17 protein-coding genes are annotated in these 21,280 nt (G+C 57.0%); 15 read left to right on the forward strand and 2 right to left on the reverse strand.

Features of this window, described 5'->3' with window-relative positions:
- Positions 1-107: 107 nt before the first annotated feature.
- Complete coding sequence (locus B3M52_RS08335) at positions 108-740, reverse strand: hypothetical protein (RefSeq protein WP_036205472.1); 633 nt, start codon at positions 738-740, stop codon at positions 108-110.
- 225 nt (positions 741-965) lie between these two features.
- Between B3M52_RS08335 and B3M52_RS08340 the strand changes: the two genes are divergently transcribed.
- The 10 genes from B3M52_RS08340 (at position 966) to B3M52_RS08385 (ending at position 12,140) form a co-directional block, all read left to right on the forward strand.
- Complete coding sequence (locus B3M52_RS08340) at positions 966-2,009, forward strand: DUF58 domain-containing protein (RefSeq protein WP_136633249.1); 1,044 nt, start codon at positions 966-968, stop codon at positions 2,007-2,009.
- The gene (locus tag B3M52_RS08345) at positions 2,006-4,084 is read left to right on the forward strand and encodes a transglutaminaseTgpA domain-containing protein (protein WP_085680534.1); all 2,079 of its coding nucleotides are present in this window, start codon (positions 2,006-2,008) and stop codon (positions 4,082-4,084) included. Before B3M52_RS08340 ends, B3M52_RS08345 begins: the two co-directional genes overlap by 4 nt.
- 25 nt (positions 4,085-4,109) lie before the next feature.
- Positions 4,110-5,114, forward strand: coding sequence for a DNA polymerase III subunit delta' (gene holB / locus B3M52_RS08350; protein ID WP_036205475.1), 1,005 nt, complete (start codon positions 4,110-4,112; stop codon positions 5,112-5,114).
- Positions 5,115-5,288: 174 nt separating this feature from the next.
- Complete coding sequence (locus B3M52_RS08355) at positions 5,289-5,639, forward strand: PilZ domain-containing protein (protein WP_007152597.1); 351 nt, start codon at positions 5,289-5,291, stop codon at positions 5,637-5,639.
- 8 nt (positions 5,640-5,647) lie between these two features.
- On the forward strand, positions 5,648-6,565 hold the full coding sequence (locus B3M52_RS08360; RefSeq protein ID WP_075195244.1) for an alpha/beta fold hydrolase: 918 nt from the start codon (positions 5,648-5,650) through the stop codon (positions 6,563-6,565).
- Entirely contained in the window at positions 6,555-7,457 is a 903-nt protein-coding gene (locus tag B3M52_RS08365) for a DUF4892 domain-containing protein (protein WP_226909922.1), read from the forward strand. The genes B3M52_RS08360 and B3M52_RS08365 overlap by 11 nt, the downstream gene beginning before the upstream one ends.
- A 5-nt stretch (positions 7,458-7,462) precedes the next feature.
- Entirely contained in the window at positions 7,463-8,668 is a 1,206-nt protein-coding gene (locus B3M52_RS08370; protein WP_036205477.1) for a patatin-like phospholipase family protein, read from the forward strand.
- Positions 8,669-8,762: 94 nt separating this feature from the next.
- The gene (gene prmB, locus B3M52_RS08375) at positions 8,763-9,647 is read left to right on the forward strand and encodes a 50S ribosomal protein L3 N(5)-glutamine methyltransferase (protein ID WP_036205478.1); all 885 of its coding nucleotides are present in this window, start codon (positions 8,763-8,765) and stop codon (positions 9,645-9,647) included.
- 24 nt (positions 9,648-9,671) lie between these two features.
- Positions 9,672-10,766 (forward strand): chorismate synthase, encoded by a 1,095-nt coding sequence (aroC, locus tag B3M52_RS08380; RefSeq protein WP_036205479.1) that lies wholly within the window; start codon positions 9,672-9,674, stop codon positions 10,764-10,766.
- 210 nt (positions 10,767-10,976) lie between these two features.
- Positions 10,977-12,140: an MFS transporter gene (locus tag B3M52_RS08385; protein WP_227517736.1), complete on the forward strand. Its 1,164-nt coding sequence runs from the start codon at positions 10,977-10,979 to the stop codon at positions 12,138-12,140.
- Positions 12,141-12,168: 28 nt separating this feature from the next.
- Here the strand turns inward: B3M52_RS08385 and B3M52_RS08390 are convergent, their stop codons facing one another.
- Complete coding sequence (locus tag B3M52_RS08390; protein WP_091643860.1) at positions 12,169-13,035, reverse strand: LysR family transcriptional regulator; 867 nt, start codon at positions 13,033-13,035, stop codon at positions 12,169-12,171.
- Between the two features lie 166 nt (positions 13,036-13,201).
- On the opposite strand from B3M52_RS08390, the gene leuC reads away from it, so the two are divergent.
- The 5 genes from leuC to B3M52_RS08415 all read left to right on the forward strand — a co-directional run bounded on the left by leuC (position 13,202) and on the right by B3M52_RS08415 (position 21,177).
- Positions 13,202-14,620, forward strand: coding sequence for a 3-isopropylmalate dehydratase large subunit (gene leuC, locus B3M52_RS08395; RefSeq protein ID WP_041333288.1), 1,419 nt, complete (start codon positions 13,202-13,204; stop codon positions 14,618-14,620).
- Positions 14,621-14,637: 17 nt separating this feature from the next.
- Complete coding sequence (gene leuD / locus B3M52_RS08400; RefSeq protein ID WP_036205483.1) at positions 14,638-15,285, forward strand: 3-isopropylmalate dehydratase small subunit; 648 nt, start codon at positions 14,638-14,640, stop codon at positions 15,283-15,285.
- A 44-nt stretch (positions 15,286-15,329) separates the two neighbouring features.
- Entirely contained in the window at positions 15,330-16,403 is a 1,074-nt protein-coding gene (gene leuB / locus B3M52_RS08405; RefSeq protein WP_036205484.1) for a 3-isopropylmalate dehydrogenase, read from the forward strand.
- A 118-nt stretch (positions 16,404-16,521) separates the two neighbouring features.
- Positions 16,522-17,637, forward strand: coding sequence for an aspartate-semialdehyde dehydrogenase (gene asd / locus B3M52_RS08410; RefSeq protein ID WP_091643863.1), 1,116 nt, complete (start codon positions 16,522-16,524; stop codon positions 17,635-17,637).
- 381 nt (positions 17,638-18,018) lie between these two features.
- Positions 18,019-21,177, forward strand: coding sequence for a FimV/HubP family polar landmark protein (locus B3M52_RS08415; RefSeq protein WP_286749398.1), 3,159 nt, complete (start codon positions 18,019-18,021; stop codon positions 21,175-21,177).
- The last annotated feature ends 103 nt before the right edge of the window (positions 21,178-21,280 follow it).

Raw genomic sequence — 21,280 nt, forward strand, 5'->3', positions numbered from 1 at the left:
GGTGACTCCCCCTCCTACTCGATCCGGTCAAAAAAGTACTGGTAAAAAAAAAGCGGTGACTCGCAAGGAGTCACCGCTTTTTATGTTTCGGACCTGTAGAGATAGTCTTAGCGATCCGGCACCGCTATAGACAGATCAAACCCACCGCCAGGACGGGGTGTTAATGTGATCGGGCCTTCGTTAATGCCATGGGGCACCTGGATCGTATCAATACCCGGCGGGTTGCCAATGGTGAAGTTCAGGTTCTGGCCGTCAAACCCAACGCCCAGTTGATCGTTCAGAAAGGTCTGGCTGAATGGCTCGTCGGGTATTTGGGCCTGCTGTCCGAAAATAATGGGCGGAATGGTTGGGGTGAACTCCGCTGGGGGCTGCACCCGGGCGAGTTCTTCCTGGGGCAGCAGCAGAGCGCGCCGGAGGAACTCCTCTTCCGCGCTCTCAAGGGCACCTTTCTTGCCTTCCCGTTCGAAGCGTTCAAGGGCTTCGCGATAGGCTTCCTCTTCCGCTTCCGTTAGCACCGGCTCACCCGGAGAAATGGTCAGGGAGCGGATAATCTGCTGCCGGTCCGCGTCGGTTTTCTGCCGTTCTTTAGGCACCACGATGACGGCGGAATCCTTCACGTAGGTTTCAACCATTTCGTCAGAGGTCAGGGTCTGCACCCCGGCCATCAGCGGGGAGCTAAACGAAACAGCCAGGCTGGCCGTACCAGCCAGAGCGATGTACAAGGGTGTTCGGCGGTTCATGGCGTAGCCTCTTGCCGTGTCCAAACGCGAAATGGAGGCGCTTCCGACACTAAACTGCAGTCAGTATGCTCCTTGGTTGCAGTATTCTTCTCAGAGATTCGGATTTCAAGGCGATTTTGTGGTGTTTGTGATCAGAATCGGACTATTGTCAGTATTCTTCTGTAAAACCGCGCAAACGTGTTTATATAACAGGCGTAACCATCCAGTTTTTGTAACAGGACTCTTATGTTGAAGGCATTTCGTTCGCGATGGCAGCGCTGGGTCAACCAGCGGATTCCGCGAGCCGATCAGCGAATATTCGGACAGCGCAATGTTTTTATCCTGCCCACGGGTGCCGGGGTGGTGTTTGCCGGTTTACTGTTGATCATGCTGATTACCGGAATTAACTACCAGAACAGCCTGATATACATGCTCACATTTCTGTTGGGCGCAGTAGTTGTTGCGGCCATGCACCAGACCCACCGCAACCTGTCGGGGCTGGAACTGACACTCATACAGGCCGGTGATGGCTTTGCCGGCGATACGATACCCTTCCGTTTAAGGGCTGTGTCGCCCCGTCATGATTCGCTGGCGATATCCCTGTTCTGCGATGACAGTCAACTCGAAAACCAGCACGTGCCAGCCGGGCAGCAGGAGGATATGACCCTGGCGATACCGTCCTATCAACGTGGCTACCTGCAGCCGGAACGTATCCGCGTGGAAACCCGCTTTCCTTTTGGCCTTTTCAAGGCCTGGTCCTGGCTGCGGCCGGTCACGTCCGGCATTGTCTATCCAAACCCTCTGGCCGCCCCGGATGTGACCAGCACGGTTCAGGACGGAGAGGAGCAATCGAAGGCCCGCTCGACGGATGGGAATGACCATGCCGACATTCGGCCCTGGCGGGAGGGGGATCTGAGCCAGAGGGTTCAGTGGAAACGATACGCCCGTACCGGTGAGATGGTGATTACCGATTGGGAAGGTGAACAGGGCAGCCCCCACTGGCTTGATTACGACGCTTTCAGGGGCGTGGACCGTGAGCTGCGCCTGGGTTACCTGGCTCATCAGGTGATGGAACGGGCCCGCAAGAACAGCCGTTTCGGGTTGAATCTGCCGGGGCAGGTGATTGAACCTGACACCGGTGCTGCTCACGCCAACCGGTGCCTTAAGGCGCTGGCCATCTTTGGCCTTGAACAACCAAGGGAAGGTGGTCCTCTGCCCCATGGTACCCGCTCCGAAGAGGTTGGGAATCGGACCTCTGCGTCGTCTGGTTTCGGGGAGGGACGGGCATGATTCGCAGGTTCCTGAGTAATTCGCCGAGTTCACGCTCCTTACAGGCTGCGGAATTGGTATCGGGCCGCGCGTTGATATGGCTGATCGCAGGCTTTGGGTTGTTACTGATTCCCCAGTGGGACCGATTGCCGATCTGGCTGGTGGCCAGTTGCGCTGTACTTGCTGGCTGGCGGTGGCTGGCGCAATCCGGGCAGGTCAGGTTACCGGGAAGGTGGATGCGTACCGGGATCATGCTGGTACTGGTGGCCGTTTATATCGCAACTGTGCAGGGGCGTTTCACCGTTGATACTGCGGCGTCGTTTTTTGTGCTGGCGGTGGGGCTTAAATGGCTTGAGACCCGATCCACCCGGGATTTCTATGTGCTGTTTTTTATCCTGGTGTACCTGGCGACAGTCAACTTTCTGTTTCATCAGGAGATTCACTGGAGTGTCATTAACATTGCGGGCGTTGCCTTATTGTTAATCGGCCTGCAGGTGGTGAATGCGCCGGAAATTCCCGGTGCCATGAAGAAGGGATGGCGGCGCTTGGGGCTGATGCTGGTTAAGACCTTGCCGATTGTAGTGCTCCTGTTCGTGTTCTTCCCGCGCATGTCGCCGCTCTGGAGTGTGCCGCTGGTTTCCGGCGAAGCCCGAACTGGAATCAGCGACACCATGACTCCCGGTGATATCTCGAGTCTCGCCCAGAGCAGTGAGCGAGCCTTTCGCGTCACCTTTGGCGGTGAGTTACCGGCCTACCGGGACCGATATTGGCGCGGGCTTATCCTGGATCGCCTTGACGGAGACACTTGGCAACAGGGCCTTGGAAAGCCGTTTCGCCGGCTTGGCCGTGTTGACGTTGATGGTGGCGTAGGGCCGCTCGGGCCCAACCAGTACGAGGTGTTATTGGAACCCACGGACCAGACCTGGGCCTTTGCTCTGGAGAACTCCAGGGCGGTCTCCAATAATGTAAAGCAAACGGATGAGAATCTGTTCCGGTTTGACCGGCCGGCTGACAGCGCGGTCCGTTACCGGATGGAGTTGGTCGGGAACCAAACAACGGAGGATGCCAGTGCGGAGCCCGATAACCTTCAGCGTTATCTACAGTTACCACAAAGCGGCAACCCGAGGGCAAGGGCGTTCGGGCAACAACTGGCTGGCCAACACGACAACCCTCAGGCAGTGGTGCAGCAGCTTCTGACCCGTTTCCGGGAGCAGGCCTATTTCTACACCCTGCGCCCACCCGCTATGCCCGTGGATGGCATCGACAGCCTGTTATTCGATGAAAAGCGGGGTTTCTGTGCCCACTACGCCGGGGCTACCACGTTTGTGTTGCGCGCAGCGGGTATTCCGGCCCGAGTGGTGGTCGGATATCAGGGTGGGTCACCCGGCGCAGATGACGAATATCTGATTGTGCGGCAGTACGATGCCCATGCCTGGGTGGAAGCGTGGTTCCCCGGCCAGGGTTGGGTGCGGGTGGACCCGACAGCTGCCATTGCTCCCGAGCGTATTGAGTTTGGTCTACGGGAGGCGGTGGCTGAGGAAGGCTCGTTCCTTGAGAACGATTGGACATCGCCACAGCGCTACGGCGATTTGGCGATGCTGCAGTGGGCTTCCCTGCAGCTCGATAAGATTAATTACCACTGGCAGCGCTGGGTTGTCGGATATCAGGGGCAGTCACAGATGGACCTGATGTCGCGTTTGCCTGGAGGGATAGGAATGCGGGAGCTTGGCTATATTACCGCGGGCATTGTCGGTATGGCGCTGTTACTGGCGGGTTTGGTTACCGCCTGGCAGTACCGTCGCGTGGAAAGCCGGGACCCGCTTGGTCGTCTCGTCAGCCGCTGGTATCGGTTGTGTGACCGTTCGGGAGTGCCTGTACGTCACGGTGAAACACCCTCCCAACTGGCCTCAAGGCTTGCCCGGGCAAAACCCGCGGCGGCCGGCACAGCAACGGCTTTTGCCCGATTGATCAACAAACATTACTATGGCCGGGGTTCCGAAACCGGTCATCATGGCGAACTGGCGAAAATGAAGCGATTGCTGGCCACGATGAAACGACAGGCGGATCGACCGTCAACCAGTTCATCAAAGGGGTGAATACGTGAACGCATCCATAGCAACCATGGCATGGCTTGAAGACGCCTGGAGCCGACTGCTCCAACGCATCGCCGGCAACAGGATGCCCCATGCCCTGATGGTGACGGGCGAGAACGGCGTGGGAAAGCGTCTGTTTGCCAACGCGCTGGCCGGGTTGCTGGTCTGTGAAAAGGCGGATATGGACGCAGGGTCCCCTTGTGGCATCTGTAAGCAGTGCGAGCTGGTTGCCGCGGGCACCCATCCGGATATCCGAATTTACGCACCGGAAAAATCACGGATGATCAAGATTGATCAGATTCGTGCGTTGTCCGCATTCGCGGTCGGCTCTCCCCAGGTGGCCTCCCGCAAGGTGGCCATTATTGATCGGGCGGACCAGTTGAACATCAATTCCGCCAACGCGTTGCTGAAAACCCTGGAAGAACCCGCCGAAGATGTGGTGCTTCTGCTGCTGCAGGAGAGTGGCAGGCCGGTATTGCCGACGATCCGTTCCCGCTGCCAGAGTTTGCTGATTGCTACGCCGGACAGAGATCAGGCTGCTGGCTGGCTGGCGACGGCGGTCAAAGCGATGGATGGCGACAACAGACCAACGCCGGAGCAATGCGCCAAGGCGCTGGTACTGGCAGCCAATGCGCCGCGGCTGGCCCTGGAATATGCTACCGGAGAGTTTATTAGCCTGCGGGATGAGGCGTTGGACAACTTCCGCCATTTCATGAAGGGTCAGCTCACTCTTTCCGAGGCTGCAAAGCCGTTCAAGGCAATGGGGCTTGAAAGTGCTCTATGGCTATTTGAAGGCTGGGCTGGTGACCTGGCCCGCATCAGTGCCGGGGGGCAGCCCCGGGATGCGGAAGCGGCGGACATGTTAACGTTCCTTGCCAGAAACAATCCTTCCTGGCGGGCCCATGAACTCCTGGATGCGATCCACGAGTCCAGGTCTGCCGGCGTTTACAACGTGAACCCTGAGTTGGAAGCGGGCCGATTGCTGATCGCATGGCAGAAACTCATGCCGCGCCGCAGGCCAGCTGCGGGATAAACGGAGTGACCAATGGCGCGGCAGGATAGGGCAGTGATTAACAACTACTGCTATGATTGCGGAATATCAGGAGTTTATTGACTTCGGCTGCTACCAATCCGGTTGCTTTCGATACAGAGCTATCAATACAGAGCTATCAATACAGAGCTATCAATACAGAGAAAGGTGTTTACTATGGGGCCTGGTTTTGGCGCACGCAGTGGCATTCTCACGCTGACCATCAAGGACAAGGCGGTACTCTACGCCGCCTACATGCCTTATATCCGGCAGGGCGGGTTGTTTATTCCCACGCAAAAACAGTATCAATTGGGCGATGAAGTGTTCCTGTTGCTCAACCTGATGGATGAGCCGGAAAAAATCCCCGTGGCGGGCAAGGTGATCTGGATTACCCCGAAGGGTGCCCAGGGCAACCGTGCAGCGGGCATTGGTGTGCAGTTCGATGGTGAAGACGAAACCGCGCGTACCAAAATCGAGTCCTACCTGGCGGGTTCATTGAGCTCGGATCGACCCACCCACACTATGTAAGCGCTTCAATGAACGACACCATTCTGGAAACCCCACCTGATACAACAATGACGTGTCGGGAAATCAACTGGTCTCTTAAACACATCGACCTGGCAGGCCTGCACTGGCCCGCTGCCACGGCCTCTGAAACCTGGCCGGTGCTGATGATCCACGGCTGGCTGGATAACGCCCTGTCATTCGCCAGATTGGCCCCGGCGTTGGCGGGAAATCGCGATGTGTACTCCCTCGATATGGCTGGGCACGGGCGTTCCGGGCACCGGCCTGAAGGCCAGGGGTACCAGTTGATGGATTATGTGGCGGACCTGGCAGAACTGGTTGAGACCCATTTCAAAGACTCGCCGAAAGGGCAGATTGATCTGGTGGGTCATTCACTCGGCGGGATTGTCAGCGTGCTCTACGCGGCGGCGTTTCCGGAACGGGTGCGTCGGTTGGTCATGATCGACAGCATTGGACCGATCAGTCGTAAACCGGATGAGGTGATCGATCAGATGCGCAAGTCGATCATCAAACGAATGACGGGTTCAGGGAAAGCGGTCGTATACCCTGACATAGAGTTGGCAGCCAAGGCTCGGGAGGGTGGCATGATCCCCCTGTCGCCAGAAGCCGCGAGAATGCTGGTAACGCGGAGCATGAAGTCTTCCGGTGATGGTTTCGTGTGGCAAACCGATCCGCGTTTGCGCCATCCATCGATGATAATGATGGACGAAGCGCAAGTGACCGCTTGCCTGAAGAAAGTAGTCACGCCAACACGTTTCCTGCGTGCGACGCAGGGGCTCCTGGCCAGTCGCCCGGAACTTGATTCACGTTTGGATGCGATCGCGAACCTGGATGTGGTGGCCGTGCCCGGAGGCCACCATTGCCACCTGGACGGGAATGTTGAACCCGTCATTGATGCAGTCAGAGGCTTTTTAGACGATGCAGAATAAGCGCTTGTCGCAGTCAGTAGTGTGGGTCGCCGCCATGTTCATGGGGTTTTCGACCATGGTGTCGGCGCAAATGCCACCGCCGGAACCGTTTCCGGAGGCGCGCCTTGATCAGGAAATCAGCATCAAGTCGCCGGGGCACCTGGTGTTGTTCAGCCCGGTTCGTGAGGTGAACAACGAGATCCGCTCCGCGTCCATGGCCCGGCTCCCGGTCAAGGGCGTCGGGCAGTTATATGAAGTCCAGGGCGGTGCCAACCGGGAAGAGGCTCGCGATCACTATCTAAGGGAACTGCAGGCCCGTGGCGCCCAGATACTGTTTGAATGTTCCGGAAGGAATTGCGGGCGCAGTAACGTGTGGGCCAACCAGATTTTTGATCAATCCAGTCTCTATGGGCGGGACAACAATCAGGACTATCTTGTTGCCGGTTCGGTCGATGAGAATGGCCAGCCGTGGCTGACGCTGGTGTATACGGTTACCCGCGCCAACCAGCGCCAGTTTGTCTGGGTTGAACATTTGGTCGCGCCTCAGGGAACTGATATTCCGGGAATGGGCAACGAAAGCGCCAGAATCAAGGGGCCGGTGATTGTGCCCTGGCAGGGTGGCATCACCTACCGCTTTGAGTGGAGCGGTGCCGACCGGCGCATCATCAATGACTGGGCCGGCGACGCTGAAGCCCGGGTAGTACTGACGGCCTATTCCCAGCTCAAGGATAATGAAACCCTGGAAGCGTCTATGGAGCGGGCAGAGGCTGCAGCGCAGTCACTTTCCCAGGTGTTGGCCAAAAGTGGCGTTTCCGAAAGCCGCCAGATGATCATTACGGTTGGCCCCACGGTTGTGATACCAAATCCCGATCGGCAAGGTGACCGGGTTGAAGTGATGGTGATTACGAGGTGAAGGGAATGAACAGGCCATCCGGGACAGAGCTTCAGGACGAAGATCAGAAGCCGGCAGACGATATCTCCCAGATTGTCACGAGCACCGGAATATCCGCTGCTCAGTCGGCGTCCGAGAAAGGCGATCCCCGGCCGACGGCTCCCGGCAAGGGCAAGACCGTAGCGCTGACTCTTGGCAGTGGCGGGGCCAGGGGCTATGCCCATATAGGTGCGATCGAGATACTGGTGGAAAGAGGCTACGACATTGTCGCCATTTCCGGCTGTTCCATGGGAGCCTTGATCGGGGGCGTGTTTGCAGCCGGCAAGATGAAGGATTACAAGGACTGGGTAACTGGCCTGGGCCAGTTCGATGTGCTGAAACTGCTGGATGTGACTTTTAGCTCCGTCGGCGCCATTCGTGGAGAAAAGATATTCTCCGTGGTGCGGGAAATGATTGGAAATACCCGAATTGAAGACCTTCCGATCGCCTATACGGCTGTGGCGACGGATCTCCTTGCCCATAAGGAAATCTGGTTTCAGGAAGGGCCGCTGGATCAGGCCATCCGGGCGTCGGTTGCCATACCCAGTGTGGTGACGCCTCTGGTGTTGAATGGCCGCGTGCTGGTGGACGGCGCCTTGCTCAATCCACTGCCGATCATTCCGACCATTTCCTCCCATGCCGATATGATTGTGGCCGTAAACCTCAGTGGCGAAGATGACCGCGGGCGGCGATTGCCGGATGCGGCGTTTGCAAACCCTGACGACGATGATACCGAGGAATGGGTCGAAAAAATCCGTGATAAGGCCTCCCGCTGGTTTGACTGGGATGCCCTGAAGACCTTCAGTACCAAGAAAGAGGGTGGTTCGTCGGCTTCACCGGAAGAGAAAATCAGCAAGGCGGTGGCGAAGAACGAGCACAATAAAAAGACGCCCGCGATAAAATCGGAACCGAAGAAACATCAGGATGATCACGAGACTATTGACTGGGATAAGCTGGGTATTGGTAAGTTCGATGTCATGAACCTGACCGTCGAAACCATGCAAAGCGCCTTGGTACAATACAAGATCGCTGGGTATCCACCCGATTTGCTGGTGAACATTCCCAAGAACGCCAGCCGCAGCTATGACTACCACAAGGCGCCCGAATTGATTCAGCTTGGACGGGAACGTATGGCCGCCGCGTTGGACCGGTACGAAGAGAACCAGAACAGCTCTGGCCCGATGGCGATATGACCCTGAAACCGCAATTGCGGCGGTGGGCTGCAGCCTGTGCCGGAAAGAGCGTATAATTCAGCGCCTTGATCATTTCCGAACAGGACGAGCGTGCGTGAGTAACCCCATTGATGACCTGCATACCGTCAGAGACTACCTGAGGTACGTTTCTTCTCGCTTTGCCGATTCGCCGCTTTATTTTGGCCACGGCACGGACAACGTGTGGGATGAGTCTGTGCAACTGGTTATGCGTAGCCTCCATTTGCCTCTGGAAAACAATACACTGTTCCTGGATGCCCGGCTGACCCGGGAAGAACGAGCGTTGATCCTTGATCGCATGCAACGCCGTATTGACGACAGGGTCCCCTTGGCTTATCTGTTGGGTGAAGCCTGGTTTATGGGGCTGCCATTTCATGTGGATGAACGCGTGCTGGTGCCGCGTTCACCGTTGGGAGAGCTGATTCAAGGCGGGTTGCAACCCTGGTTGGGTAACAAACCCGTGGGCAGGATCCTGGACTTGTGCACTGGCAGTGGCTGTATTGGCATTGCAGCTGCGAGTGTATTCGAGGATGCCGAGGTGGACCTTGCGGATATCTCTACCGACGCCCTCGACGTGGCCGCAGTCAACATCGACTATCACGAGGTCGGTGACCGGGTAAGCACCGTACGGTCCGATGTGTTCGATGGGCTTGAAGGTCGATACGATGTCATCCTCAGCAACCCTCCCTATGTGGACGCTGACGATATTGCGGATATGCCGGCGGAGTATGGCCACGAACCGGAACTTGGCCTTGCTGCCGGGGGAGATGGGCTGGACATCGCTCATCGGATACTCGCGAGGGCGGCCGATTACCTGAACCCGGGTGGCCTCTTGATTGTTGAGGTCGGGAATAGCTGGGTGGCGTTGCAGGAAGCCTATCCGGATATGCCCTTTACCTGGCTGGAATTTGAGAATGGCGGCGACGGTGTGTTTCTGTTGACTGCTGAAGACTTACATTAAATACCCTGGATAAGATACTGAATCATGTCGGGAAATAGCTTCGGAAAATTGTTTACGGTGACCAGCTTTGGTGAGAGCCACGGGGCTGCGCTCGGATGCATAATTGATGGTTGCCCTCCGGGGCTTGAGCTGTCCGAGGCTGATATGCAGCGGGATCTGGACCGCCGCAAGCCCGGCACTTCGCGTCATACCACCCAGCGCCGGGAAGCGGACGAAGTGAAGATCCTCTCGGGGGTGTTCGAGGGTAAGACCACTGGCACCCCCATTGGGTTGGTGATCGAGAATACCGATCAGCGCTCAAAGGATTATTCGAAGATCGCGGAGCAGTTCCGTCCTGCCCACGCCGACTATACCTACATGCACAAGTACGGTGTTCGGGATTATCGGGGTGGAGGTCGGTCTTCTGCACGCGAGACAGCGATGCGGGTCGCCGCCGGTGCCGTTGCACGGAAATTTCTGGAGCAGCGCCTTGGTATCACGATCCGGGGTTATCTCTCCCAGTTGGGACCGATCCGCATTGAGAAGATCGATTGGGATCAGGTTCACCAGAATCCGTTTTTCTGCCCGGATGCCGATAAGGTGCCGGAGATGGAAGCCTATATGGATGCCCTGCGCAAAGAGGGCAATTCCATCGGTGCGCGTATCAATGTGGTCGCTGAGGGCGTTCCTCCCGGCCTGGGTGAGCCGATTTTCGACCGGCTGGACGCGGACCTGGCTCATGCGTTGATGAGCATTAACGCGGTGAAGGGTGTTGAGATTGGAGCGGGCTTTGGGTGTGTTGACCAGAAAGGCACGGAGCACCGGGATGAGTTAACCCCTGAAGGGTTCCTGTCGAACCATGCCGGTGGTGTTCTGGGCGGAATTTCGTCGGGGCAGCCGATCCTGGCCAGTATTGCGTTGAAACCGACGTCCAGTTTGCGGTTGCCGGGGCGGAGTATTGATGTTCACGGTGATCCCGTGGAGGTGATTACCACGGGGCGGCATGATCCCTGTGTGGGCATTCGTGCGACGCCGATTGCGGAGGCGATGATGGCCATTGTGTTGATGGATCATTATCTGCGTCATCGTGGTCAGAATGGGGATGTCTCGGTCTCTACCCCGAACATAGGCCAACTCTGACCCCAGCCGCATACACCGGTAAGTCGGATTAGGCGAAGCCGTAATCCGACATTTATCAGATCGTATCAACTCGACTGATAGTACGGTGCACACCACAGCAAGCAGGGCCTCTCAAAACTCGCCGCAAGTACGTCCATGTAGGCTCGGTCGGGCCATCCCTGGCCCTCCACGGTTTTGAGAGGCCCTGCTTTCTGTGGCGGTCGGTCTTCTGTGATATCTCATTGGAGCATTCCTATCTACTGGCGCCTTTCAAACCTCTACTTCTGGTTTTTCGCTCTCCTCGGCGGTTTGCTGCCGTATTGGTCCCTGTATCTGGAAGGCCGGGGCTTTTCCTACCTTGAGATCGCCACGCTGATGGCGACGATTCAATTGACCAAGATTGTGGCGCCCAGTGTGTGGGGATGGCTCGGAGATCGGACTGGGCAGCGGGTGCGGTTGGTTCGGTTTGGTGCCATTACGGGGTCGCTGTTTTTTGCTGGTGTGTTCATGGAGCCGGGGTTTTATGGGCTGTTGCTGGTCATGCTGGCGTTTACGTTTTTCTGGAATGCGATTTTGCCGCTTTATGAAGTGATCACGTTGCGGTCGCTGGGAACGCAACGTGAGAAATACGGCAAGGTGCGGTTATGGGGGTCGGTAGGGTTTATTGGCGCGGTGGCGCTGGTGGGAGGGATTCTTGAACTTATCCCGATCACTCTGTTGCCGTGGCTGTTGTTGCCGGTGTTTGCGGGGATTGCGGTGTCGGCGTTTCTGGTGCCGTCGGAGCGGGGAGAACGTAAGCCACCGGCGCCCAAGGGCAGTTTGAAGGCGATTGTGACCCACCCGGCGGTGGTGACGTTCTTTTTGATGAACTTTCTGCTGCAGGTATCCCACGGGGCGTACTACACGTTTTTCAGTATTCACCTGGAGCAGCACGGGTACGGTAAGTTGGCGATTGGGTTGTTGTGGTCGCTAGGGGTGCTGGCGGAGATTGGGTTGTTCCTGGTGATGCATCGGCTGACCCGCAATTTCACCGTGCGGCAGATTGCGATTGCGGCACTGGCGCTGACGATGATTCGCTGGGTGTTGATCGCGGAAGTGACGGATGTGGTGGCGGTGCTGATTTTCGCGCAGTTGCTGCATGCGGCCTCTTACGGCGCCCTGCACGCTATTTCGGTGCAGTATATTCAGGGTTTCTTCGGGCAGCATCATCACGGCCAGGGGCAGGCGCTCTACAGTGGGCTGACCTTTGGTGCCGGTGGCGCACTGGGCGCCTGGTTGTCGGGCTTTCTGGTGGACGGGTTCAGTACCTCCGCCGCGTTCTGGGGCGGGGCGGCGGCCATGGCCATTGCCATTGTCATCACTTGGCGGGGCCTGAGGCCGCCGCCCGAGCATTGATTGGTGTTGCTGTGGTGTTTAGCGGGTTTTATTGAAGATCTGCTGCGATATCCAGCAGTGCCTGTGCCTGGGGGCTCAGCGATCGGCCCTTCAGTCCCACACCGCCGAGAATGCGGCTTACGGAGTGGGGCACAGAAAGCACCGTAAGTGAGTCGTCGACCATGCTCACCGGCAAAACGCTCCACCCAAGCCCGACGCTGGCCATCATCTTGATGGTTTCCAGGTAGTTGGTGGGCATCTGGATTTTCAGGGGCAGGCTCGCATCGAGAAACAGTCGGCTGATGGATCGGTAGGTGGCGGTGCCAGCTTCGGGGAGCAGGGCGTCATACCGGGACAGATCCCCGAGCCCCGGGTTGTCCAGCGAGGCCAGTGGATGTTCCGGCGACACCACGAATGCCATGGCATCTTCCCAGCGCACGTGCACATCGAATACCTGGTCCATGCTCTCGCTCAGGGTCACGAACGCGAGCTCTGCTGTACGTTTACGCATCTGCCCGAAGGCGCTTTCAGAATCCATGAACTGCAGTTCCAGAGACACCTCCGGATAATCCCGGTTCAGCCGCCGTAACCAGGCAGGGAGATGATGCAGTCCGATGTGGTGGCTGGCAATCACCGACAGCTGTCCTGAAACCGATCCCTCACGATCTGACAGCGCCTGTCGGGCATTGTGCACTTCATCCAGAATTCGCCGGGCATGGGGTAGAAGGCGTGCCCCTGCGTCCGTCAATCGGACCTGTCTATTGCTCCGGTCGATCAGCTTCGTTCCCAGTTGGTTCTCCAAAGCAGCCAGCCGCTTGCTGATTGCGGGCTGCGTTAGGTGTAGCAGTTCTGCCGCCTCGGAGAACGACTCCTGGTCGACGATGGTGAGGAACGCTTTCAGGGAATTTGCATCCATTGTGGTTGAATCCGTAACTGCAGCTTTTGGTGGAGGTCCCACCAAATCCTAATATGCCAGATGGGAATGCGCAACATAAAAAACATGAATTGAGGTTATTCAAGGCTAGGCGTTAAAATAGAACCATACTGAAAAAACAGAAACCCCCAGAGAGTGAGAGAGAACCATGGCGGGCAAGACCTTATACGACAAATTGTGGGACGACCATCTCGTTAAACAGCGGGATGACGGCTCCGCGTTGATCTACATCGACCGGCATCTGCTGCACGAAGTCACCTCGCCGCAGGCCTTTGAAGGCCTGCGGCTGGCCGGGCGTAAGCCCTGGCGGCTGGATGCCAACCTGGCGACGCCGGACCACAACGTACCCACCACCGACCGCGCCAGAGGCATTGAAGGCATTGTTGACCCGGTATCCCGGATTCAGGTGGAAACCCTGGACAAGAACTGCGACGAGTTCGGCATCCTGGAATTCAAGATCAAGGACCAACGCCAGGGCATCGTGCATGTGATCGGGCCAGAGCAGGGCGCGACACTGCCTGGCATGAGCATTGTTTGTGGCGATTCCCATACCTCCACCCACGGTGCATTCGGCTGCCTGGCTCATGGTATCGGCACGTCAGAGGTGGAACATGTGCTCGCCACCCAGTGCCTGGTTCAGCAGAAAATGAAAAACATGCTGGTGAAGGTGAATGGCAAGCTTGGGCCCGGGGTGACCGGAAAAGACGTTGTCCTCGCCATCATCGGTAAGATTGGCACTGCTGGCGGTACGGGCTGTGCCATTGAGTTTGGCGGCGAGGCGATTCGTGGCCTCTCGATGGAAGCCCGAATGACCATCTGCAACATGTCCATCGAGGCCGGTGCGCGGGTGGGCATGGTCGCGGTCGACCAGACCACCATTGATTATGTCAAGGGTCGCCCATTTGCCCCCAAGGGCGAGATGCGCGAGCAAGCCATTGAATACTGGAAGACGTTGCACAGCGATGACGATGCAGTGTTCGACAAGGTTGTTGAGCTCGACGGTTCCGAAATTATGCCGCAGGTGAGCTGGGGGACGTCTCCCGAGATGGTCGCAGGCGTTGGCGGTAATGTGCCGGACCCGGAAGCGGAAGCCGATCCCATCAAGCGCGAGGGAATTGTCCGTGCCTTGAAGTACATGGGCTTGAGGCCGAACATGCCGATTACCGAGATCAAGCTGGATCGTGTGTTTATTGGCTCCTGTACCAACAGCCGTATAGAGGATCTTCGTGAAGCAGCGGCGGTCGTGAAGGGGCGGAAGGTGTCGTCATCACTCAAGCAGGCGATGGTGGTGCCTGGTTCCGGTCTGGTGAAAGTTCAGGCGGAACAGGAAGGGCTGGACAAGATATTTATTGAAGCCGGTCTTGAGTGGCGTGATCCGGGCTGCTCCATGTGTCTGGCCATGAACGCCGACAAATTGGGGCAGGGAGAGCATTGCGCCTCCACTTCCAATCGTAACTTCGAGGGCCGCCAGGGCTTCGGCGGGCGTACCCATCTGGTTAGCCCGGCCATGGCAGCGGCGGCGGCGATCAACGGCCACTTCGTTGATGTCCGCGAGATGATGAACTGATCCACAGGAGAGACACCATGCGAGCCTTAAAGCAACACCAGGGCATTGTTGCCCCCATGGACCGGTCCAATGTGGATACGGACATGATCATTCCCAAGCAGTTTCTGAAATCCATCAAACGTACCGGCTTCGGGCCGAACCTGTTTGACGAACTGCGTTACCTTGATGAAGGCAAGCCGGACCAGGACTGCTCACAGCGGCCCATCAATCCTGATTTCATGCTTAATCAGGATCGCTACAAAAATGCCAGCGTGCTCCTGGCGCGGCGCAACTTTGGTTGTGGCTCCAGCCGCGAGCACGCCCCCTGGGCGCTTGAGGATTTTGGGTTCCACGTTATCATTGCGCCCAGTTTCGCCGACATTTTCTATAACAACTGCTTTAAGAATGGCTTGTTGCCAATTGTTTTAGATGAAGAAATTGTAGATCGGCTGTTTCATGAAACCGAGGCGGAAGAGGGCTATCAGTTGGCGATAGATCTCGAAGCCAAAACCGTTACCACGCCGTCCGGCGAATCGTTCAACTTTGAAGTTGATGATTTTCGTCGACATTGCCTGCTGAACGGCCTGGACGATATCGGTGTTACGCTTGAAGACGCGGAGGTCATAAAGGCCTACGAAGCGTCGAGGCGCGAAACGGCACCCTGGTTATTTGATGCCGGTCGCTGATCCGCCCTGAATTACCACAACGAATCGACCTTCAAGGAATCACTATGTCCCGTTCTATCCTGATGCTTCCTGGCGATGGCATTGGCCCGGAAATTGTTGCCGAAGCGGAAAAGGTTCTGCGTAAGATAAACGAGCAATTCGGTCTGGAGCTGCACTTCGAGTCCGCCCTGGTTGGCGGTGCCGCCATCGACGAAACGGATACGCCACTTCCGGAGGATACCCTGGACAAGGCGCGTAAGGCGGACGCAATCCTGCTGGGCGCCGTGGGCGGCCCCAAGTGGGACAAACGCCCGATGGCCAGTCGTCCTGAAAAAGGACTGCTTGGGCTGCGCTCCAACCTTGAGTTGTTCGCCAATCTGCGCCCGGCCATTCTGTATCCCCAGCTTGCTTCTGCATCCTCACTGAAGCCAGAGGTGGTCTCCGGCCTTGATATCATGATTGTTAGGGAGTTAACCGGCGGCATCTATTTTGGCCAGCCACGGGGCGTCCGCGAACTGGAAAGTGGGGAGCGTCAGGGCTACAACACGTACGCCTATACGGAATCGGAAATTCGTCGTATTGGCCGTGTCGCCTTTGAAGCGGCCCAGCAGCGTGGCAAGAAGCTCTGCTCTGTCGACAAGGCGAATGTGCTGGAAGTGACTGTTTTATGGCGGGAAATCATGGAAGATCTGCGCCGGGAGTACCCGGATGTCGAGCTCTCCCATATGTACGTGGATAACGCCGCCATGCAGCTGGTCAGGGCACCCAAACAGTTTGATGTGATTGTGACTGGCAACATGTTTGGTGATATTCTTTCTGACGAAGCGGCTATGCTGACGGGGTCGATCGGGATGTTGCCCTCTGCGTCTCTGAACTCTGAGAAGCAGGGTATGTACGAGCCCTGTCACGGGTCTGCACCCGATATTGCAGGCAAGGGCATAGCCAACCCGCTGGCTACGATCCTCAGTGGCGCAATGATGTTGCGGTACAGTCTTGGCGAGGAGAAAGCCGCCGAGGCGATAGAGGCGGCGGTCAGCAAAGTGCTGGATCAGGGCCTGAGGACAGCGGATATCATGTCTTCTGAGGGCCGGAAGGTATCGACCCGAGAGATGGGCGATGCCGTTCTGGCGGCACTCTGAGGCCGGCAAGTTTTGAGACCCGACGACAACGCGATGCGGTTGTCGCGGGATCATCCATCCTGTCCCTGCCAGCGATACAGGTAGAGGGCGGGCATAAAACGAGGTTCAAAGGTCGCACATGAAGCGAGTTGGACTTATTGGCTGGCGCGGTATGGTGGGCTCTGTCCTCATGCAGCGCATGCGCGAAGAAAACGATTTTGCAGATATCGAACCGATCTTCTTTACCACTTCCCAGGCCGGAAAGCCGGCACCGGACGTAGGCAAAGAGGGTGTGCCTGCGCTGCAGGATGCCTTCGATATCGATACCCTGAAAACGCTGGATGTGGTGGTTACCTGCCAGGGCGGGGATTACACCGGTGCCGTGTACCAGAAACTCCGTGATGCCGGATGGCAGGGGTACTGGATTGACGCCGCTTCCACGCTGCGGATGGTCGATCATTCCGTCATCGTTCTTGATCCGGTCAACCGCAACGTGATTGACGATGCCCTGGCGAAGGGCGTGAAGGACTACGTTGGTGGGAACTGTACTGTCAGCCTGATGATGCTGGCGCTTGGCGGGCTGCTGGAGCAGGACCTGATTGAATGGGTATCGCCTATGACCTATCAGGCGGCGTCTGGTTCCGGTGCCCAGAACATGCGGGAACTGCTCAACCAGATGGGCGAGCTGAAGGGCAGCGTGAGTGGCGAGCTGGCGGATCCATCCTCGGCTATCCTCGATATCGATCGCAAGGTAACCGAAACCATGCGTTCGGACGGCTTTCCCACCGAGCACTTTGAAGTGCCTCTGGCAGGCAGCCTGATTCCGTTTATCGACAAGCAGCTTGATAACGGCATGAGCAAGGAAGAATGGAAAGCGGGCGTCGAGACCAACAAGATTCTTGGTCGCAGCAGCAATCCGATTCCGATCGACGGCATCTGCGTTCGCATCGGTGCCATGCGTTCCCACAGTCAGGCCTTGACCATCAAATTGAAGAAGGACCTTCCGGTTTCCGAGATTGAGTCCATCCTGGCCAAAGCCAACGACTGGGTGAAGGTGATTCCCAATGAGCGGGATGCCACCCTTCGGGAGCTCACCCCGGCGAAGGTTACGGGTACGTTGAATGTTCCCATTGGCCGTATCCGCAAGCTGACCATGGGGCCTGAGTACATCTCAGCGTTCACGGTTGGTGATCAGTTGCTGTGGGGTGCGGCGGAACCGCTCAGGCGGATGCTTCGCATACTGCAGGAGCAGTAACGCAGTCCCGCAGCGGGCAATATTATGCCAACTGTGTCCGGTTTCAGAGAACCGGCTGGGGGCGGAGGCTGAAATACGCCTCCGCCCCTGTTATTTTCGGAAGCGTTTTGTACATGTTTGGGTTCTTGTGGGCTAGACTTTGGCTATTCGGGGGCACCGGATCATCGTTCGGTAACAATATGTTCCCGACCATTTATGAAAAAATGGTGCAAGGACTGCGGCTGATTGATTGATAAAAGAGGTTTTATCAACAATACTTGCCGGGCTGAATATTAAAAACTTTACATAATAACGATAGTAATCAAGACGGAAGTCATCCAACCTCGTCCGATTCTGTTTGTGAAAACAGTAACGAATAACGGAGACTGGTAAGGAAAAAGCATGAAGGTACGCAAGCTTGCGGTTGCTCTGGCTCTGGCGGGAGGGCTTGGTTCTGGCGTCGCACAGGCCCTGGGTCTGGGTGAGATTGAATTACAGTCCTATCTGAATGAGCCTCTGGACGCGGATATCAGTCTGCGTAAAAGCGAGGGCGTCGACCCTGGTGATGTATTTGTAAACATCGCTCCCGATTCGGCTTATGAACGGGTTGGTATCGACCGGAACTATTTCCTTACCAAACTTGATTTCAGCGTCACCACAGCCAGCGATGGCAGTCTGGTGGTGAACGTGTCGTCCCGTGAGCCATTACGGGAACCCTACCTCAATTTCCTGCTTGAAGTGACCTGGCCCAATGGGCGGCTGATGCGGGAATACGCGGTTCTGGTTGACCCCCCGGTGTATGCGGAGGAGTCCGGTGTGCGGGAAGAGGTTGCCGCTCCAACCACTCGCCAGGTTTCCGAGCCAGCCCGTCAACAGCAGGCCAGATCGACATCCCAGGAGCCCCGGCGCACAACCACTCAGCGTGCGAGGACTCTCGGGCCCACCGGGCCTTCTGATACCCTCTGGAATATTGCTGAGAGTGTTCGCCCCGACAGCAGTGTGTCCATGCAACAGGTCATGCTTGCGCTCCAGGACCTGAACCCTGACGCGTTTATTGCGGGCAATATCAACCGGCTCAAGCGTGGTGAAGTGCTGCGGGTGCCGGATATGGAACAGATTCGCAGTCGTTCCCGTACCGAGGCTAATCGACAGGTGGCCGCACAGAACGAAGCGTTCTCGACGCCGCAGCGCACGGTGGATGCCACAGATACCGAAGTTGCTTCAGGGCAAGCGGGTGGTGAACAGACTGGCGGTGATGAGCTTCGATTGCTTGCAAGTGAAGACAGCAGCACTCGTGATGCCGAAGAGGGCGGTTCTGCCGGCGGTGACGGTGATACCGCCGGTGGTGTAGACGCCGGCTCCGCCGTCGCCATGGAAGAGCTCGAAAGCGCCCGGCGAGAAAATGAAGAGCTGGGTGGTCGGGTTGATGATCTTCAAAATCAGGTGGAAACCCTTCAGCGTCTGCTGGAACTGAAGAATACACAGCTTGCCGAAATGCAGCAGGCTCAAGGTGACAGCGGCCAACCCGCAGATGCACCTCAGGCGGAGACATTGTCTGAGCAAGTCGCTGAAGAGGAGATGGAAACGTCCCCCGATGGCGACGCTACTGATATGGCCGCAGAAGACATGGATGCCGCGGACGGTATGGCCACCGACGAAGATGCGGCTGATCCTGCGGCAACCGACATGGATGAAACCACCGCAGCGGGCGCCGAAGAAGGTGCTGACGCACCGGCGATGGGTGATGATGCCGATATGCCAGAGGCCGACGTTGCGTCCGATGAGATGGGTGCCGGTACCGCGCCTGAGGAAGAGGCCGGTCAGCAGGAAGCCGATGTAGCATCACCGGCATCCGAGCAGCCTGCCAGCGAAGTGTCAACATCACCGGCGGAGTCTGACAAGGGCTTTCCGGATAACATCATCAGCGCGATTACCAACAACCCGATGTATCAGATAGCGCTTGGCGGTGGTCTGGTTGTTCTGTTGTTGCTTCTGCTGTTGCTGGCGCGGCGCAATGCCAATCGTGAAAAAGCGTTTTACGACCAGCTGAATAGTGAAACCGACGCGGAGACCGATACCTTCGATCTCACCCTGGATGACGAAGACGGTGCAGATGCACCGGAGAGTGACCCTCTGGCGGAAGCCGACGCCTACATTGCGTATGGGCGCATGGATCAGGCGGCACAGTCTCTGGAAACCGCAATTTCCCGTGAACCCAGTCGTACAGATCTGCGCTTGAAACTGCTTGGGGTGTACGCGGATACCCAGGACAGACAATCCTTTGAGAAGCAGCTCGGTGAGGTTGAGACCCTGGACGACGAACAGGCTATCGCCGAAGCTCACGAAATGCGCGCTCGCCTCGAAGAGGCTGAGTCAATGCCTAGCATTGACGATCTGGAATCTCAGCTGAGATCGGATTCTTTCGACACCAGCTCACGTGACGAGGATACCGTATTTGATGAGCCGGCTTTGGACAGCACATCGGAAGATGAGGCTGAAGATGAGTTTAGTAGCCTGGAGACGGATTTTTCCGATCTGGACGAAACTGACGACACCTACGCCGAGGAATCCGAAAAGGAACCGGGCCCGGATGATCTGATCGAGTATGACCTCTCTGGTATCGATACCTCGAGTGGTAAAGAAGAGGCGACCACAGAAAAATCCGATGATCTGGCTGACGACGCCTTCGACTTTTCACTAGAGGACGATTCAGCCGAGGAGCCGAAAACATCCGAGGAAGACGATGATCTGAGCCTCGATTTCGCGGAGGATGAACAGGAATCCAGCGAAACAACGGACGACTCGGATGAATTCGACTCACTGGAACTTGATGAGGACGATCTGGAAACAGCCGGCGCTGACGACTCTGAAGGTCAAGAGCCGGAAGTTGACAGCCTGGAAGAAGGCGACCTGGAAGAAAGCGATCTGGATTCCCTGGACGAATCCTTCCTGGACGAACTGGATGCTGAGCTGGATAAAGTTGCCGGCGAAGATGAGACGTCTTCCGACGACGAACAAAGCGAACTTGACGACCTTGAGCTTGACGTTTCCGACGAGGACCTTGCGCTTATGGAAGAGTTTGCCGATTCCGGCGATTCCGCCGGTATAGATGCGAATAACGATCAGCAGGAGGATTCTACTCCTCTGGATGAAGAGCTCGGCCTTGAGGATACCCTGACGGGTGAGGAGCCCGCAGATCCGGAAGAGACCGTTGCAGGCGTCGAGGAAGTGGAAGAAGATCTTCCAGAACTTAGCGATGATGATCTCGCGGCTGCCGAGTCCGGGGAGGAAGAGCCAGGTGAGCCTCCCGTGGCATCTGATCCCGCGTCCTCAAAGACTGCGTCCAGCGCGGATGACATCGAAGAAGCCGATCTTGGCGACGACGATGACTTCGATTTCCTGACAGGCACCGACGAAGCGTCAACCAAGCTTGACCTTGCCAGAGCCTACGTGGAAATGGGCGACGTCGATGGAGCCAGGGATATCCTTGAGGAAGTGGCTCTGGAAGGAAATGAGGAGCAGAAAGCGGAAGCGCAGGATCTCCTTAAAAATCTGTCCTGATTCGATATAATCAGTACAGCGAATGCGAAACGCCGGTTACCGGGCCCGTCCCGGATTAAAGCCGGCGTTTTGTTTTTTATTATCAGCTTGCCAATCCGGACAC

The organism is Marinobacter sp. UBA2688 (assembly GCF_002352785.1).
Lineage (GTDB): Bacteria > Pseudomonadota > Gammaproteobacteria > Pseudomonadales > Oleiphilaceae > Marinobacter > Marinobacter salarius.

What these genes read in the sequence shown, in the direction of transcription:
- B3M52_RS08335 (WP_036205472.1), bottom strand. Translation starts at nt 740, where the DNA reads ATGAACCGCCGAACACCCTTGTACATCGCTCTGGCTGGTACGGCCAGC.
- B3M52_RS08340 (WP_136633249.1), top strand. Translation starts at nt 966, where the DNA reads ATGTTGAAGGCATTTCGTTCGCGATGGCAGCGCTGGGTCAACCAGCGG.
- B3M52_RS08345 (WP_085680534.1), top strand. Translation starts at nt 2,006, where the DNA reads ATGATTCGCAGGTTCCTGAGTAATTCGCCGAGTTCACGCTCCTTACAG.
- holB (WP_036205475.1), top strand. Translation starts at nt 4,110, where the DNA reads ATGGCATGGCTTGAAGACGCCTGGAGCCGACTGCTCCAACGCATCGCC.
- B3M52_RS08355 (WP_007152597.1), top strand. Translation starts at nt 5,289, where the DNA reads ATGGGGCCTGGTTTTGGCGCACGCAGTGGCATTCTCACGCTGACCATC.
- B3M52_RS08360 (WP_075195244.1), top strand. Translation starts at nt 5,648, where the DNA reads ATGAACGACACCATTCTGGAAACCCCACCTGATACAACAATGACGTGT.
- B3M52_RS08365 (WP_226909922.1), top strand. Translation starts at nt 6,555, where the DNA reads ATGCAGAATAAGCGCTTGTCGCAGTCAGTAGTGTGGGTCGCCGCCATG.
- B3M52_RS08370 (WP_036205477.1), top strand. Translation starts at nt 7,463, where the DNA reads ATGAACAGGCCATCCGGGACAGAGCTTCAGGACGAAGATCAGAAGCCG.
- aroC (WP_036205479.1), top strand. Translation starts at nt 9,672, where the DNA reads ATGTCGGGAAATAGCTTCGGAAAATTGTTTACGGTGACCAGCTTTGGT.
- B3M52_RS08390 (WP_091643860.1), bottom strand. Translation starts at nt 13,035, where the DNA reads ATGGATGCAAATTCCCTGAAAGCGTTCCTCACCATCGTCGACCAGGAG.
- leuC (WP_041333288.1), top strand. Translation starts at nt 13,202, where the DNA reads ATGGCGGGCAAGACCTTATACGACAAATTGTGGGACGACCATCTCGTT.
- leuD (WP_036205483.1), top strand. Translation starts at nt 14,638, where the DNA reads ATGCGAGCCTTAAAGCAACACCAGGGCATTGTTGCCCCCATGGACCGG.
- leuB (WP_036205484.1), top strand. Translation starts at nt 15,330, where the DNA reads ATGTCCCGTTCTATCCTGATGCTTCCTGGCGATGGCATTGGCCCGGAA.
- asd (WP_091643863.1), top strand. Translation starts at nt 16,522, where the DNA reads ATGAAGCGAGTTGGACTTATTGGCTGGCGCGGTATGGTGGGCTCTGTC.
- B3M52_RS08415 (WP_286749398.1), top strand. Translation starts at nt 18,019, where the DNA reads ATGAAGGTACGCAAGCTTGCGGTTGCTCTGGCTCTGGCGGGAGGGCTT.